Genomic DNA, 14926 nt, shown 5'->3' with positions numbered 1-14926 from the left:
AGGAATACTATGAGTCTGAATTTCCTAGATTTTGAACAGCCGATTGCAGAGCTGGAAGCGAAAATCGATTCCCTGACTGCGGTAAGCCGTCAGGATGAGAAACTGGATATTAACATCGACGAAGAAGTGCATCGTCTGCGCGAGAAAAGCGTAGAGCTGACACGCAAAATCTTCGCCGATCTCGGTGCATGGCAGGTTGCGCAACTGGCGCGCCACCCGCGCCGTCCTTATACCCTGGATTATGTCCGCCTGGCGTTCGACGAATTTGACGAACTGGCCGGTGACCGCGCCTACGCTGACGATAAAGCGATTGTCGGCGGTATCGCGCGTCTTGATGGTCGTCCGGTGATGATCATCGGCCACCAGAAAGGTCGCGAAACCAAAGAGAAGATCCGTCGCAACTTTGGTATGCCGGCCCCGGAAGGCTACCGCAAAGCGCTGCGCCTGATGGAAATGGCCGAGCGGTTTAAAATGCCGATCATCACCTTCATCGACACCCCTGGCGCCTACCCGGGCGTCGGCGCGGAAGAGCGTGGCCAGTCGGAAGCGATTGCCCGCAACCTGCGTGAGATGTCGCGTCTGAGCGTGCCGGTTATCTGCACCGTGATCGGCGAAGGCGGCTCCGGCGGCGCGCTGGCGATTGGCGTGGGCGACAAGGTCAATATGCTGCAGTACAGCACCTATTCGGTGATTTCGCCGGAAGGCTGCGCGTCCATTCTGTGGAAAAGCGCGGATAAAGCACCGCTGGCCGCGGAAGCGATGGGTATCGTCGCACCGCGTCTGAAAGAGCTGAAGCTGATTGATTCTATCGTTCAGGAACCGTTGGGCGGCGCGCACCGCAACCCGGAAGCAATGGCAGCGAGCCTGAAAGCGCAGCTGCTGGCAGACCTGGCCGATCTCGATCTGCTCAGCGAAGAAGAGCTGCTGAACCGCCGCTATCAGCGTCTGATGAGCTACGGTTACGCCTAAGTTTTCCGCTGGCGAAAAACACTAAAGGCCGGATTTTCCGGCCCTTTTTTTGTGTGCGATGCGCCCAGGGGATTGCTATGATGCTTGACTTAGGTGAATACCAGGAGGAAAGCGTGAATATCATCGCCATCATGGGGCCTCACGGCGTCTACCACAAAGACGAGCCGATCAAAGAACTGGAAGCGGCGCTGCAGCGCCAGGGCTTCCAGACCATCTGGCCGCAAAACAGCGCCGACCTGCTGCAGTTTATTGAGCACAACCCGCGCATCTGCGGGGTGATCTTCGACTGGGATGAATACAGCGTCGATCTGTGCAGCGATATCAATCAGCTCAATGAATATCTGCCCCTGTACGCCTTTATTAATGCCCACTCGACGATGGACGTCAGCAGTCAGGATCTGCGTATGACGCTGTGGTTCTTCGAATATGCGCTGGGACTCTCCGAAGAGATCGCCACCCGCATTGGGCAGTATACCCGCGAGTACCTGGACAATATCACCCCGCCGTTTACCCGCGCGCTGTTTAACTATGTGCAGGAGGGGAAGTATACCTTTTGTACACCGGGCCATATGGGCGGTAGCGCCTATCAGAAAAGCCCGGTGGGCTGCCTGTTCTATGATTTCTTTGGCGGAAATACGCTGAAGGCGGATGTCTCGATTTCGGTCACCGAGCTGGGCTCCCTGCTGGATCATACCGGCCCGCATCTGGAGGCGGAGGAGTATATTGCCCGCGCCTTTGGCGCTGAACAGAGCTACATGGTGACCAATGGCACCTCGACGTCCAACAAAATTGTCGGTATGTACTCGGCGCCCGCCGGCAGCACGCTGCTGATTGACCGTAACTGTCACAAATCACTGGCCCACCTGCTGATGATGAGCGATGTGGTTCCCTTGTGGCTGAAGCCGACCCGCAACGCGTTGGGGATCCTCGGCGGTATCCCCCGACGCGAATTTACCCGCGACAGCATTCAGCAGAAAGTGCGCGACACGGGCGGGGCGCAGTGGCCCGTGCATGCGGTGATCACCAACTCCACCTACGATGGTCTGCTCTATAACACCACCTGGCTTAAGGAGACGCTCGACGTCCCGTCGATCCATTTCGATTCCGCCTGGGTGCCCTATACCCATTTCCATCCGATATATCAGGGGAAAAGCGGCATGAGCGGTGAGCGGATCCCCGGAAAAGTCATCTTCGAGACGCAGTCCACGCATAAGATGCTGGCCGCGCTGTCGCAGGCCTCGCTGATCCACATTAAGGGCAACTATGATGAAGAGACCTTTAATGAAGCCTTTATGATGCATACCTCGACGTCGCCGAGCTATCCCATCGTCGCGTCGATTGAGACCGCGGCGGCGATGCTGCGCGGTAACTCCGGTAAGCGCCTGATCCAGCGCTCCATTGAGCGGGCGCTGGATTTCCGCAAAGAGGTGCAGCGACTGCGCGAGGAGTCGGACGGCTGGTTCTTTGATATCTGGCAGCCGGAAGCGGTGGATAAAGCCGAGTGCTGGCCGGTGGCGCCTGGCGAAGACTGGCACGGTTTCAAAGATGCCGATGCGGATCATATGTATCTCGATCCGGTGAAGGTCACCATTCTGACGCCGGGCATGGACGAGCAGGGGAATATGGATGAAGAGGGGATCCCGGCGGCGCTGGTGGCGAAGTTCCTCGACGAGCGGGGCGTGGTGGTGGAAAAAACGGGCCCCTATAACCTGCTGTTCCTGTTCAGCATCGGTATTGATAAAACCCGGGCGATGGGGCTGCTGCGCGGCCTGACCGAGTTCAAACGCGCCTACGATCTCAATCTGCGGGTGAAAAATATGTTGCCGGATCTGTACGCGGAAGATCCCGACTTCTACCGCAACATGCGGATCCAGGATCTGGCGCAGGGGATCCACCGCTTGATCCGTCAGCACCAGTTGCCGCAGCTGATGCTCAGCGCCTTTGACGTCCTGCCGGAAATGAAAATGACGCCGCATCACGCCTGGCAGCGCCAGATTAAGGGTGAGGTGGAAACCATTGAACTGGAGAACCTGGTCGGCCGGATTTCGGCCAACATGATCCTCCCTTATCCGCCGGGCGTACCGCTGCTGATGCCGGGAGAGATGATCACGGAGGAGAGCCGGGCAGTGCTCGATTTCCTGCTGATGCTCTGCTCCATCGGCCGTCATTATCCGGGCTTTGAGACTGATATTCACGGGGCGAAGCGCGATGAGGACGGCGTGTATCGGGTACGAGTCTTAAAAAATGACGAAAGGCTTGCGCGTTAACGGCGCGCACGAGTAACGTGGCTGGCTTAACAGAAGGAGTTTGACCATGCTGGGTTTGAAACGGGTTCACCATATTGCCATCATTGCGACTGACTACGCCCGCAGTAAAGCGTTCTATTGCGATATTCTGGGGTTTACGCTGCAAAGTGAGTTCTATCGCGCCGAGCGCGACTCCTGGAAGGGCGATCTGGCGCTCAATGGCGAGTACGTGATTGAGCTGTTCTCGTTCCCGTTTCCCCCGGCCCGACCCAGTCGCCCCGAAGCCTGCGGGCTGCGTCATCTGGCGTTTAGCGTGGATGATATCGACGCCGCGGTAGCGCATCTGACGGCGCATGGCGTCGAGTGCGAAGCGATTCGCGTCGATCCCTTTACCGGCAAACGCTTTACCTTCTTTAGCGATCCGGACGACCTGCCGCTGGAAATATATCAGCAGTAAACCTTGCCAGCGCGACTCTGGCCCGGTAACGTGCCGGGCCATCACTTCTCGGTATGTTCGTGGATATGACGGCTGATATTGCGCATACGCTTCATCCCCACCGCCAGCTGCTGGTGGCCTTCAGCGGCGGTCTGGATTCGACGGTTCTCCTGCACCAGCTGGTGCTGCTGCGGGAACAGGATCCCTCGCTGACGCTGCGGGCGGTGCATGTTCACCACGGCCTGAGCGCCCATGCAGACGACTGGGTGGCGCATTGTCGGCAGATTTGCCAGCAGTGGCAGGTGCCGCTGGTGGTGCATCATGTGACGTTAGCCAGGGGTGGTCTCGGCGTGGAGGCCCATGCCCGCGCGGCGCGCTATCAGGCCTTTCAGGATACGCTCAATGCCGGCGAGGTGTTAGTGACCGCCCAGCACCAGGATGACCAGTGCGAAACGCTGCTGCTGGCGTTAAAACGCGGCAGCGGTCCTACTGGTCTGTCGGCGATGGCGCCATCCTCTGCCTTTGCCGACAGTCGACTACTGCGTCCTCTCCTCAATGAAACCCGCGAATCGCTACGCCAGTGGGCGCTCGCCCATCAGCTGTCGTGGATTGAAGATGAGAGTAATCAGGACGATACCTATGACCGCAACTTTCTGCGCCTGCGGGTGATCCCGGTCCTGCGCGAGCGCTGGCCGCATTTTAGCGAGGCCGTTGCCCGCAGCGCCAGCCTGTGCGCCGAGCAGGAACAACTGCTGGACGAAATGCTGGCGGCGGAGCTGGCGTCGCTGGTGGCCGAAGATGGCTCGCTGGCTATCACGCCGCTGACGTCGATGAGCCCACCCCGTCGCGCGGCGCTGCTGCGTCGCTGGCTCGCCGGGCAGCAGGCGCCGATGCCAGCCCGGGAGGTGCCAGAGCGCCTCTGGCATGAGGTGGCGCTGGCGCGGGAAGATGCCAGCCCTTGTCTGCGGCTCGGGGATTTTACCGTCCGCCGTTTTCAACAGCGTTTGTACTGGGTGAAGTATCTTCCGGGCCAGACGGAAAGTGTCCAGCACTGGCCCGACTGGCGCCAGCCGCTGCGGCTGGCAGACGGTCTCGGCGAGCTGATGCTGCAGCCCGGCGGCAGGCTGCGCCCGCCGTCTGCGGATGAGCCGGTCACTGTCCGCTTTCGCGCCAGCGGCCACCTGCATATCGTCGGACGCCACGGCGGACGTAAGCTGAAGAAGATCTGGCAGGAGCTGGGCGTTCCTCCCTGGCGACGAGACACTACGCCGCTGCTGTTTTACGGCGAAACGCCGATCGCTGCAGCGGACGATCTGTTTGTGACCACCGAAGGTGAAGTGAAGGACGGGGAAGGGGTCAGGCTGTCATGGAGGAAAACGGGCGGTTAAGCCCGTTTTGATTCAGGATTCGCTCACCACCACGGTGCCGATTTCCGGGTGACTGAAGCTGGCGATTTTATCCAGGCGCAGCTCGCGGACGTTGCCGGCGAGTTCGACCACCAGATACTCGATATTTTTACGCGAGATTAGATCGCTGGCCTTTGCCTGCAGCTGTTCGCCATCCTTCAGCGCCAGCGTCAGCACCAGGTGATGCTGGCAAGCCAGTTCCAGGTTGTCGTAATCATCGCAGTTAATGGGTTGATAAGTATCATTCATTGACATAATCGCTCACCAGTAAGTTTGCTGCCGCATAAGCGGCCTTTTCCCTGACTGACTCCGAAAGGGCCTCATCCGCCGCAATCTCATTCAATACTTTCAACACGCAACCCAGCGCATCCGGGATATACCCTAAGTCTCCGCTGGCTATTTCCGCATACCGCTTGCGTATTAACTCACAATAGTGGTCCACATGCCCTCCTGTCAGCGTTCTGACTCAACCGTGGGATGCAAGTTTAAGCCTACGAAGATAAACTCTGTTTAGCAAGGGAACTATATCATAGTCATTTAAGCAATTTCAGCAGGATGAAACAGGTTGCTGCGATTGACGACAGCCTTTTGCCGCCAGTTTCGCTACAATGTCCGCCATTCTTTTCAGGAGTTTATTCATGGCGCTGAAAGCGACAATATATAAAGCTGCGGTAAATGTAGCCGATCTGGATCGCAACCAGTTTCTGGATGCTAACCTGACGCTGGCGCAGCACCCCTCGGAAACCCAGGAGCGCATGATGCTGCGCCTGCTGGCGTGGATCAAATATGCCGATGAACGGCTGCAGTTTACCCGCGGCCTGTCATCGGACGACGAGCCGGAGCTGTGGCTGCTTAACGATCATCTCGGGGTCGATCTGTGGATCGAACTGGGTCTGCCGGATGAGCGGCGGATTAAGAAAGCCTGCTCACGGGCGCAGGCGGTGGCGCTGTTTGCCTATAATAGCCGGGCCGCTGAAATCTGGTGGCAGCAGAATCAGAACAAGCTTGCGGCGTACCCGAAGTTGACCATCTGGTATCTTGATGACGCGCAACTGGCGCAGCTTAGCGCCTTTGCCGACCGTACCATGACACTGCAGGCCACTCTGCAGGACGGTAGTATCTGGTTATCCGATGCTCGGAATAATCTGGAAATTCATTTGACGGCCTGGCAAGCACCGGCATGATTACCATTAGCCGCAGCGTGACCCTTGCCGATAACGAGGTTACGCTGGAAGGTATTCGTGCCCAGGGGGCCGGGGGCCAGCATGTGAACAAAGCGTCGACGGCAATCCATCTGCGCTTTGATATTAAAGCTTCAAGCCTGCCGGAGTTTTACAAAGAGCGCCTGCTCGCCGCCAGGCACCACTTAATTTCTGCTGACGGTGTGGTTATCATTAAGGCTCAGGAATACCGCAGCCAGGAGATGAACCGTGAAGCGGCGATTGCCCGGCTGGTGGCCCTCATAAAAGAATTAACCGCAGTGCAAAAAAGTCGCCGGGAGACGCGACCGACTCGGGCATCCAAAGAGCGACGCCTTGCTTCCAAGGCACAGAAGTCCTCAGTCAAGGCGCTGCGTGGGAAAGTTCGCCAGTGAAGACGTCGGCGAACGGGTGAAATGGATGATAAGGAAAGCAAAGTGAAGAAAATCGTATTCTCCGTGATAGCGGCCTGCTCGCTGTTCGCGCTGTTTGGTTGTAACCATCGCGCCGAGACTGACACCGTACAGCCAGCGGCGATGGAAGAGCTCAAACCGATGCAGCAAAGCTGGCGTGGGGTGCTGCCATGCGCGGATTGTGAAGGTATCGACACCTCGCTGTTCCTGGAAAAAGACGGTACCTGGGTGATGAACGAGCACTACCAGGGCGCTCGTCGTGAACCGTCATCTTTTGCCTCTTATGGCACCTGGGCTCGCACAGCGGATAAACTGGTGCTGACCGACAGCAAAGGCGAGAAATCATATTTTCGCGCGAAGGGCGACAAGCTGGAGATGCTTGACCGCAACGGGAGCCCCGTTCAGTCTCCCCTCAATTATACCCTGGAGCCGGTGAAGGCCAGCCTGCCGACCACCCCGATGGCGATGCGCGGCATGTATTTCTATATGGCCGATGCGGCAACCTTTACCGATTGCGCGACCGGTAAACGCGTCGCGGTGGCGAACAATGCCCAGCTTGAGCGGGATTATGCCGCTGCCCGCGGCAATGATTCACGACCGGTGCTGCTGGTGGTGGAGGGGCACTTTACCCTCGAGGCGAACCCGGACACCGGCGAAATGATGAAGACGCTGATGACGGACCAGGCCGGCAAATTTATTCCCGGTAAAGACTGTAGCCATTGATTGTCAGGCCCCTGCCCGGGAAATGGGCAGGGGATGATCCCACACAGTACCCCTACTTGCTCCTGCTCTTCGCCCTGTCATATACAGAGTGAGCGTGGGTCTGGCTGGCGGAAAAGCGCAAATCTTTTCTTTACTCCGCATCGTCCTTCGGTTTATTCAGCCCCACCAGCTTCCCGGCCTGAAGATAAACGCCCAGTTTCAGATGCCCGACATACTGTAGCTGCGTTTCGGGTTTAAACGTGGCGACGTCTCCTTCCCGCATGTGCAGCAGATCGGAAGGACTTATCCACGCCGCCTGCGCCAGGGTCAGCGGATGCCCGGCTCTGACGAAGGCCTCGCTGACAAACTCCGAGCAAAACCATGCTTTCTTGTCGGCGCTTGCCGCATCGCCCAGTTGCGCTTTGGCCAGGCCGCTCACGCACTGCTGACGAAAGTTACGCGAGAAAGGGTTGAGCGAGCAGAGCGGTTTGGTGACCATATAAGGGATAAACTGAATAATGCCGCGATAGTTATACCCGCTGTCTTTGACCTGCCAGGCAAAATTTTTCATCGCCGTTGCCTGGTCCGGCGTCAGGTCGGGCACCCTGAGGGCAAAGAGTTTATCGCTATGCGCCAGCGCCTGCTGAACAGAAATCACCTGTACGCCAGCGCCGGTGGCTTCCGCGATCTGACCCTCGCCAAGATACAGTGCGACGTGGCTAACGGAAGAGGCGCTGAAGGCGCGGATCCCAAGCGAAGTGATACCCAGGCTGGACGAGAAGAGCAGGTCGCCGGAACGGAGATCGCTTTCGTCAATTTCGTGGAGCCCGCTGCCGGCAATCGAGCTTTGACGCTGGAGAGTGACAGCCCATGGCGGGGAGCGGCCCTCGGTAGCGGATGCGGAAGCGGCGCTGCGGCCGACGTCTATGGTGCAGGCGGTAAGCAGCAGCAGGGCGGAAGTAAGCAATCCGCTGCTGAGGATAGGTGCAGTCATGGGTACTTTCCTTGTAAAAAAAAAGGCCCTGACATCCGTTCAGGGCCCTGAGGTGGTTGCTTAGCCTTTTATCGCTTTAACCAGATATTCCACGATATCACCGGTTTTAATCAGCTGCTTCTCACCATTGCGACGATACTTGTATTCGATATCATCGTTATCGAGGTTCCGATCGCCCAGCACGATGGTGTGCGGAATACCGATCAGCTCCATATCGGCGAACATCACGCCCGGACGCTCTTTACGGTCGTCCATCAGCACATCGATGCCGTGCGCACGCAGCTCGGCGTACAGCTTCTCCGCCAGCTCCTGCACGCGATAGGACTTGTGCATATTCATCGGCAGAATTGCCACCTGGAACGGCGCGATGGCGTCTGGCCAGATAATCCCGCGATCGTCAAAGTTTTGCTCAATGGCGGCGGCCACCACGCGGGTCACCCCGATACCGTAGCAGCCCATGGTTAGGATCTGGTTACGGCCATCTTCGCCCTGAACTGCGGCATTCATCGCCTGAGAGTACTTTGTACCCAGCTGGAAGATATGACCCACTTCGATACCGCGCTTGATAAGCAGAGTACCTTTGCCGTCCGGGCTCGGATCGCCGGCAACGACGTTACGAATATCGGCGACTTCGGGCGTGGCAACGTCACGATCCCAGTTGATGCCGAAGTAGTGTTTGCCATCGATGTTAGCGCCAGCGGCGAAATCGCTCATCACCGCGACGGTACGGTCGATAACCACCGGGATCGGCAGGTTCACCGGACCCAGGGAGCCCGGACCCGCTTTCACCAGAGCGCGGATCTCTTCTTCGGTGGCGAAGGTCAGCGGGCTGGCGACCTGCGGCAGTTTTTCCGCTTTCACTTCGTTCAGCTCGTGATCGCCGCGCACCAGCAGGGCAATCAGCGGGGAGGCGCTACCTTCAACCGCTTTCACCAGCAGGGTCTTCACGGTTTTTTCGATCGGCAGATCGAACTGCTCAACCAGCTCGGCGATGGTTTTGGCGTTCGGCGTATCAACCAGGGTCATCTCTTGGGTGGCGGCTGCGCGCGGCTCTTTTGGCGCAACGGCTTCCGCAAACTCGATGTTTGCCGCGTAGTCGGAGCTGTCGGAGAAGATCACATCGTCTTCGCCGCTCTGCGCCAGCACCTGGAATTCATGAGAGGCGCTGCCGCCGATAGAACCGGTGTCAGCCTGTACCGCACGGAAATCCAGCCCCATACGACTGAAGATTTTGCTGTAAGCGGTATACATCGCGTCGTAGGTTTCCTGCAGCGATTCCTGAGAGGTATGGAAAGAGTAAGCATCTTTCATCAGGAATTCACGGGAGCGCATCACGCCGAAACGCGGGCGCACTTCGTCGCGGAATTTGGTCTGGATCTGATAGAAGTTCAGCGGCAACTGCTTATAGGAGTTCAGCTCGTTGCGGATCAGATCGGTAATGACCTCTTCGTGGGTTGGACCGAGGACGAACGGGCGATCGCCACGATCGGCAATGCGCAGCAGTTCCGGGCCATACTGCTCCCAGCGACCGCTCTCCTGCCACAGTTCAGAGGGCTGAACGACCGGCATTAACACCTCGATCGCACCGGCATTATTCATTTCTTCACGCACGATGTTTTCGACTTTTTTCAGGACGCGCACGCCGGTCGGCAGCCAGGTGTATAACCCGGAGGCCAGCTTGCGGATCATCCCGGCGCGCAGCATCAGCTGGTGGCTGATTACCTCGGCGTCGGCAGGTGTCTCCTTCAGAGTGGAGAGCAGATATTGGCTAGTACGCATGTTGTAACGGTTCCAGTTAAACGAGCGGAACAGGCTGGTTGCCCAGCCTGAAACAAAAAAAGTGGTTTAGTTTACCAGTGTGGCAAAGATGCCAAAAGAGAGGAAAAATAAAATTAGCGCGCTTCGAGGGCAAAGACTTCAAAACCAGAGGCAACCACCCGCCAGCGGACGTTGAAATCCAGCAACCAGACGGCATAATTTTTTCCTGCTTCTTCCTCTTTACGGTAGGCCGGGCGCGGATCCTGCGCCAATACTTCGCGGATAAACGCTTTGATATGCGGGTAGCGTTTTTCCAGGGTCAGTAACTGCGCTTCTGTTTCCGGTGTAAAACTGACGTTCATACCCGCCAGCGGCGCCTGTTGCGCATAGCTGGCGCTGGCATCCGGCAGGGCTTCGGCGAAAGGAAGATACGGTTTGATATCAACCACCGGCGTCCCGTCGACGAGATCGAGGCTACCGAGTTCCAGGATCACCTGATCCTTCTGACAGCGAATGCCTTTCAGCTCAACCAGCGACATGCCGATGGGGTTGGGGCGAAACGTCGAACGGGTGGCGAAGACGCCCATCCGCGCATTGCCTCCCAGTCGGGGAGGGCGCACCGTCGGACGCCAACCGCCTTCCATGGTCTGATGAAACACAAACAGGATCCACAGATGGCTGAAGTTTTCCAGGCCTCGCACGGCGTCGGCCTGGTTGTAGGGCGCAACCAGATGCAGTTCTCCGCCGCCGTGTTTCACCAGACCAGGCTGGCGAGGAACGGCAAATTTCTCTTTATACGGCGAGCGGATAACGCCTATCTGCGCGAACTGGAATGCACTCATTGTGCCGAAACGTTAAGCGCCGAGCCCAGACAAACCGCCTGACGGTAGCAGCCTGGCGTGCCGCTGGTCACTTCGCAGCGGTGAAGCAGGACGGCATTGGCTTTCATGCGTGCCGCATTCACCTGCAGACGCTTGCGGGCGGTTGGGATGTTCGGCGGAGAATCCTGATTTGAGGCCTGGCATGACTCACCAGTCACTTCACCCAGATCGCGGAACGGTTTTCCCACCAGCTCTGACGCATCGGTATAAATACGTACCGGCGCCGGACGGGTTGCGCGTGGTTTGCTCGGCTCAGATTTAACCGGGGGGGTTGCAGTGCTTTGAACAGGTTCAACGGGGGATCTGCTTAGCATGGAACAACCGCTTAACATGAGTGCTAACAAACAGACCGGTAAAGCACGCATAGTATTTCCTCAATGAATAAAAAACAGGGCGTTATTGAATCAGGTGCTTGCATAAATGACAAGACGGGCGTGAAGCCCGTCCTGAATGATATTACGGTGAGAAAAGATTACCAGCCTTTCACTGCGCCGCCGTTAAAGATCTTGTTCGCCGCTTCGTAAACTTCATCGCTCTGGTAAGCCTGAACGAATTTCTTCACATTCTCAGCATCTTTATTGTCTTCACGCGCCACAATCAGGTTCACGTAAGGAGACTCTTTGCCTTCAACAAAGATACCGTCTTTCGCCGGGGTCAGGCCAATCTGGCTGGCGTAAGTGGTGTTGATGACGGCCAGCGCAATCTGTGCGTCGTCCAGCGAACGCGGCAGCTGTGGCGCTTCCAGTTCAACAATTTTCAGGTTTTTCGGGTTTTCGACGATATCCAGCGAGGTCGGCAGCAGGCCCACGCCGTCTTTCAGTTTGATCAGACCCACCTGCTGCAGCAGCAGCAGGGAACGGCCGAGGTTAGTCGGATCGTTCGGGACGGCGATCTGCGAGCCCGGCTGCAGTTCGTCCAGCGATTTGATTTTCTTCGAGTAACCCGCGATCGGATAGACGAAGGTGTTGCCAACGGAGACCAGCTTATAGCCACGGTCTTTAATCTGCTGGTCGAGATACGGTTTATGCTGGAAGGCGTTCACGTCGATATCGCCTTTGCTTAGCGCTTCGTTTGGCAGCACGTAATCGTTGAAGGTCACCAGCTCAACATCGAGACCATACTTCTCTTTTGCCACTTTCTGCGCAACTTCAGCGACCTGCTGTTCCGCCCCGACGATAACGCCGACTTTAATATGATTCGGATCTTTTTCATCCTGACCGCAACCCACCAGCGCCAGAGAACCGATTAACGCGCCAACTGCCGCAAAGGTTTTGAAATTAAAGGCCATGTTATTTCCTTCCTGTAAGAATGAGTGTTGTCTGCCAATAACGTTATTTATGAGTCACAGCCCGGACGATACGATCGCCAGAGAATTGAATTAAATAAACCAGAATAACCAGTAACACCAGTACGGTATTCATCACCGTTGCGTTGTAGCCGATATAACCGTACTGATAACCAATCTGCCCCAGACCACCGGCGCCCACCGCGCCGCCCATGGCGGAGTAGCCTACCAGGGTAATAAGCGTGATGGTGGCGGCGTTGACCAGCCCCGGCAGCGCTTCAGGCAGCAGAACCTTGCGGACGATCTGCAGCGGTGTGGCGCCCATCGCGCGGGAAGCTTCGATGAGCCCGGTCGGGATCTCCAGCAGGGCGTTCTCCACCATGCGGGCGATAAACGGCGCGGCGCCCACCGTCAGCGGAACGATTGCCGCCTGCAGGCCGATCGAGGTGCCGACGATTACGCGGGTAAACGGGATCATCCAGACCAGCAGGATAATGAACGGAATGGAACGGAAAATGTTCACCAGCGCCGACAGAGTACGGTACAGTTTGGCATTGGCGACGATTTGCCCCGGCCGGGTCACATACAGCAGCACGCCCACCGGCAGACCAAGGACAAAACCGAAGAAGCCGGAGACAAAGGTCATTGCCAGCGTTTCCCATACGCCGCGCAACAGCAGCCACATCATTGCCTCAGACATAACCCAATACCTCTACTTTTACATGATGTTCCTGCAGCCAGGCGATGGCCGCCTGAGTGTCTTCCTGTGTACCGTGCATTTCGGTGAGCATGATGCCGAACTTCACCCCGCCGGCATAATCCATCTGCGCGCTGATAATGTTGTTATTCACATTGAAGCGACGCGCGGTTTCAGAGAGCAGCGGCGCATCGACGGAGTGGCCGGTAAATTCCATACGCAGCATCGGCACGCTATCCGCTGTGGCAGTAGATTTCAGGCGCGCCTGGTAGTCATCCGGAATATCGAGGTGCAGCGTGGACTGAATAAACTGCTGGGCCAGCGGCGTCTTCGGATGGGAGAAGACTTCGCTCACCGTATCCTGCTCTATCAGTTGACCGTTGCTAATGACCGCCACGCAGTCGCAGATGCGTTTCACCACATCCATTTCGTGGGTGATCAGCAGAATGGTCAGTCCCAGACGCCGGTTAATGTCTTTCAGCAGTTCGAGAATGGAACGGGTGGTGGCCGGGTCGAGGGCGCTGGTGGCTTCATCGCACAGCAATACCTTCGGGTTGCTGGCCAGCGCGCGGGCAATAGCGACGCGCTGTTTCTGGCCACCGGAGAGATTAGCCGGGTAGCTGTCGTGCTTATCACCCAGGCCGACGAGATCCAGCAGCTCCGTCACACGGCGTTTGATTTCTGCCTGCGGGGTGTTATCCAGTTCCAGGGGCAACGCGACGTTGCCGAAAACGGTCCGGGAGGCCAGCAGGTTAAAATGCTGGAAAATCATGCCAATCTGACGGCGCGCACGGGTTAGCTCTTTTTCCGACAGTGCAGTCAATTCCTGACCGTCAACCTGTACGCTGCCCTCGGTCGGGCGCTCCAGCAGGTTGACGCAGCGAATCAGCGTACTTTTACCGGCGCCGGAGGCACCGATGACGCCATAAATTTGTCCGGCAGGGACATGCAGGCTGACGTTATTCAGCGCCTGAATGCTGCGATTCCCCTGCTGGAACACTTTGGTGATATTGGAAAGTTTAATCATCAGTTATTTATTATCGTTTAGCCGTTTGCCGTGGCATTTTCTTCTGCCGTATCCAGGCGATGCCTGGCAATGAAATGGATGTTAAGGCATCCAGACGTCTAAATCAATCTGACTCTTTATAATGAGCACTTTCTTGCATGCTGAAACATGCGATACTAACGGCACTAGCCTTTTTCAGGAGCAAACCGGTGGCAAAGTCAGTACCCGCAATTTTTCTCGACCGTGACGGCACTATTAATGTCGATCATGGCTACGTCCACGAAATCGACAATTTTGAATTTATCGATGGCGTCATTGACGCGATGCGCGAACTAAAAGAGATGGGCTATGCGCTGGTGCTGGTCACTAACCAGTCCGGTATTGCACGCGGTAAATTTACCGAAGCCCAGTTTGAAACGCTGACCGAATGGATGGACTGGTCTCTGGCCGATCGTGGCGTCGACCTGGACGGTATCTACTATTGCCCGCATCACCCGCAGGGTGCGGTGGAGGAGTACCGTCAGACTTGTGATTGTCGTAAACCGCATCCGGGGATGCTGATCTCCGCCCGCGATTATCTGCATATCGATATGGCTTCTTCCTATATGGTAGGGGACAAACTGGAAGATATGCAGGCTGCTGCGGCGGCAGATGTCGGTACTAAAGTGCTGGTACGTACCGGTAAGCCCCTGACTGAAGAAGCGGAAAAAGCGGCTGACTGGGTGCTAAATAGCCTGACAGAGCTGCCTGCGGCGATTAAAAAGCAGCAAAAATAAGCGTTGCGTTTAAAAGATGAGCGGTTGAAATAAAATTGTATTTTTCCGCTTGTCATTCCCGGAGAGCTCCCTATAATGCGCCTCCATCGACACGGCGGATGTGAATCACTTCACACAAACAGCCGTTTCGGTTGAAGAGAAAAATCCTGAAAAACGGG

17 protein-coding genes are annotated in these 14926 nt (G+C 56.9%); 8 read left to right on the top strand and 9 right to left on the bottom strand.

All coding sequences use genetic code 11. The features are described 5' to 3' along the window. Nucleotides 1-9 precede the first annotated feature (9 nt). The 4 genes from accA to tilS all read left to right on the top strand — a co-directional run bounded on the left by accA (nt 10) and on the right by tilS (nt 5039). Nucleotides 10-969, top strand: a complete 960-nt coding sequence (gene accA, locus HMPREF3096_RS13450; protein WP_008807345.1) for an acetyl-CoA carboxylase carboxyl transferase subunit alpha — start codon at nt 10-12, stop codon at nt 967-969. A gap of 113 nt (nt 970-1082) precedes the next feature. Beyond that, nucleotides 1083-3236, top strand: a complete 2154-nt coding sequence (locus HMPREF3096_RS13445) for a lysine decarboxylase LdcC (RefSeq protein WP_004204462.1) — start codon at nt 1083-1085, stop codon at nt 3234-3236. 46 nt (nt 3237-3282) lie between these two features. After that, nucleotides 3283-3672, top strand: coding sequence for a VOC family protein (locus tag HMPREF3096_RS13440; RefSeq protein ID WP_002889387.1), 390 nt, complete (start codon nt 3283-3285; stop codon nt 3670-3672). A gap of 53 nt (nt 3673-3725) precedes the next feature. Beyond that, nucleotides 3726-5039: a tRNA lysidine(34) synthetase TilS gene (gene tilS / locus HMPREF3096_RS13435; protein ID WP_008807344.1), complete on the top strand. Its 1314-nt coding sequence runs from the start codon at nt 3726-3728 to the stop codon at nt 5037-5039. A 12-nt stretch (nt 5040-5051) separates the two neighbouring features. Here tilS and rof read toward each other — a convergent pair whose 3' ends face one another. Together rof and HMPREF3096_RS13425 are read right to left on the bottom strand one after the other, a co-directional pair. Then, nucleotides 5052-5312 carry a Rho-binding antiterminator gene (gene rof / locus HMPREF3096_RS13430; protein WP_002889424.1) on the bottom strand — a complete coding sequence of 87 codons (261 nt, stop codon included), beginning with the start codon at nt 5310-5312 and terminating at the stop codon, nt 5052-5054. Beyond that, nucleotides 5299-5499, bottom strand: a complete 201-nt coding sequence (locus HMPREF3096_RS13425; protein ID WP_002889429.1) for a YaeP family protein — start codon at nt 5497-5499, stop codon at nt 5299-5301. Before HMPREF3096_RS13425 ends, rof begins: the two co-directional genes overlap by 14 nt. 196 nt (nt 5500-5695) lie before the next feature. On the opposite strand from HMPREF3096_RS13425, the gene HMPREF3096_RS13420 reads away from it, so the two are divergent. Genes HMPREF3096_RS13420 through nlpE form a run of 3 tightly spaced genes read left to right on the top strand, consistent with a single transcriptional unit; the run spans nt 5696 to nt 7392 of the window. Beyond that, entirely contained in the window at nt 5696-6241 is a 546-nt protein-coding gene (locus HMPREF3096_RS13420) for a YaeQ family protein (protein ID WP_008807343.1), read from the top strand. Next, nucleotides 6238-6651, top strand: a complete 414-nt coding sequence (gene arfB, locus HMPREF3096_RS13415) for an alternative ribosome rescue aminoacyl-tRNA hydrolase ArfB (protein WP_008807342.1) — start codon at nt 6238-6240, stop codon at nt 6649-6651. The genes HMPREF3096_RS13420 and arfB overlap by 4 nt, the downstream gene beginning before the upstream one ends. Before the next feature lie 42 nt (nt 6652-6693). After that, nucleotides 6694-7392 (top strand): envelope stress response activation lipoprotein NlpE, encoded by a 699-nt coding sequence (nlpE, locus tag HMPREF3096_RS13410; protein WP_012542804.1) that lies wholly within the window; start codon nt 6694-6696, stop codon nt 7390-7392. Nucleotides 7393-7522: 130 nt separating this feature from the next. Here nlpE and HMPREF3096_RS13405 read toward each other — a convergent pair whose 3' ends face one another. From HMPREF3096_RS13405 to metN, 7 genes are all read right to left on the bottom strand, one after another. Further along, nucleotides 7523-8365 carry a YaeF family permuted papain-like enzyme gene (locus HMPREF3096_RS13405; protein WP_023297089.1) on the bottom strand — a complete coding sequence of 281 codons (843 nt, stop codon included), beginning with the start codon at nt 8363-8365 and terminating at the stop codon, nt 7523-7525. Nucleotides 8366-8425: 60 nt separating this feature from the next. Next, complete coding sequence (gene proS / locus HMPREF3096_RS13400) at nt 8426-10144, bottom strand: proline--tRNA ligase (RefSeq protein WP_012542803.1); 1719 nt, start codon at nt 10142-10144, stop codon at nt 8426-8428. A 113-nt stretch (nt 10145-10257) separates the two neighbouring features. Next, the gene (gene tsaA / locus HMPREF3096_RS13395; RefSeq protein ID WP_022065554.1) at nt 10258-10965 is read right to left on the bottom strand and encodes a tRNA (N6-threonylcarbamoyladenosine(37)-N6)-methyltransferase TrmO; all 708 of its coding nucleotides are present in this window, start codon (nt 10963-10965) and stop codon (nt 10258-10260) included. Beyond that, nucleotides 10962-11369: an Rcs stress response system protein RcsF gene (gene rcsF, locus HMPREF3096_RS13390; RefSeq protein WP_008807337.1), complete on the bottom strand. Its 408-nt coding sequence runs from the start codon at nt 11367-11369 to the stop codon at nt 10962-10964. Before rcsF ends, tsaA begins: the two co-directional genes overlap by 4 nt. 107 nt (nt 11370-11476) lie before the next feature. Continuing rightward, nucleotides 11477-12292, bottom strand: a complete 816-nt coding sequence (gene metQ, locus HMPREF3096_RS13385) for a methionine ABC transporter substrate-binding lipoprotein MetQ (RefSeq protein WP_008807336.1) — start codon at nt 12290-12292, stop codon at nt 11477-11479. A gap of 43 nt (nt 12293-12335) precedes the next feature. Beyond that, nucleotides 12336-12989, bottom strand: coding sequence for a methionine ABC transporter permease MetI (locus tag HMPREF3096_RS13380; protein ID WP_004204478.1), 654 nt, complete (start codon nt 12987-12989; stop codon nt 12336-12338). Continuing rightward, nucleotides 12982-14013 (bottom strand): methionine ABC transporter ATP-binding protein MetN, encoded by a 1032-nt coding sequence (gene metN, locus HMPREF3096_RS13375; RefSeq protein WP_023297090.1) that lies wholly within the window; start codon nt 14011-14013, stop codon nt 12982-12984. The genes HMPREF3096_RS13380 and metN overlap by 8 nt, the downstream gene beginning before the upstream one ends. Before the next feature lie 188 nt (nt 14014-14201). Between metN and gmhB the strand changes: the two genes are divergently transcribed. Continuing rightward, entirely contained in the window at nt 14202-14768 is a 567-nt protein-coding gene (gene gmhB, locus HMPREF3096_RS13370) for a D-glycero-beta-D-manno-heptose 1,7-bisphosphate 7-phosphatase (RefSeq protein WP_032731650.1), read from the top strand. The last annotated feature ends 158 nt before the right edge of the window (nt 14769-14926 follow it).

Source organism: Klebsiella sp. HMSC25G12 (assembly GCF_001807705.1).
In the GTDB taxonomy this organism is placed as follows: Bacteria; Pseudomonadota; Gammaproteobacteria; order Enterobacterales; family Enterobacteriaceae; genus Klebsiella; species Klebsiella variicola.
This window is presented reverse-complemented; position numbering and strand designations above follow the sequence as displayed.

Coding starts and splice junctions, on each gene's coding strand:
- accA (WP_008807345.1), top strand. CDS start 10: ATGAGTCTGAATTTCCTAGATTTTGAACAGCCGATTGCAGAGCTGGAA.
- HMPREF3096_RS13440 (WP_002889387.1), top strand. CDS start 3,283: ATGCTGGGTTTGAAACGGGTTCACCATATTGCCATCATTGCGACTGAC.
- tilS (WP_008807344.1), top strand. CDS start 3,726: ATGTTCGTGGATATGACGGCTGATATTGCGCATACGCTTCATCCCCAC.
- rof (WP_002889424.1), bottom strand. CDS start 5,312: ATGTCAATGAATGATACTTATCAACCCATTAACTGCGATGATTACGAC.
- HMPREF3096_RS13420 (WP_008807343.1), top strand. CDS start 5,696: ATGGCGCTGAAAGCGACAATATATAAAGCTGCGGTAAATGTAGCCGAT.
- arfB (WP_008807342.1), top strand. CDS start 6,238: ATGATTACCATTAGCCGCAGCGTGACCCTTGCCGATAACGAGGTTACG.
- HMPREF3096_RS13405 (WP_023297089.1), bottom strand. CDS start 8,365: ATGACTGCACCTATCCTCAGCAGCGGATTGCTTACTTCCGCCCTGCTG.
- proS (WP_012542803.1), bottom strand. CDS start 10,144: ATGCGTACTAGCCAATATCTGCTCTCCACTCTGAAGGAGACACCTGCC.
- tsaA (WP_022065554.1), bottom strand. CDS start 10,965: ATGAGTGCATTCCAGTTCGCGCAGATAGGCGTTATCCGCTCGCCGTAT.
- rcsF (WP_008807337.1), bottom strand. CDS start 11,369: ATGCGTGCTTTACCGGTCTGTTTGTTAGCACTCATGTTAAGCGGTTGT.
- metQ (WP_008807336.1), bottom strand. CDS start 12,292: ATGGCCTTTAATTTCAAAACCTTTGCGGCAGTTGGCGCGTTAATCGGT.
- HMPREF3096_RS13380 (WP_004204478.1), bottom strand. CDS start 12,989: ATGTCTGAGGCAATGATGTGGCTGCTGTTGCGCGGCGTATGGGAAACG.
- metN (WP_023297090.1), bottom strand. CDS start 14,013: ATGATTAAACTTTCCAATATCACCAAAGTGTTCCAGCAGGGGAATCGC.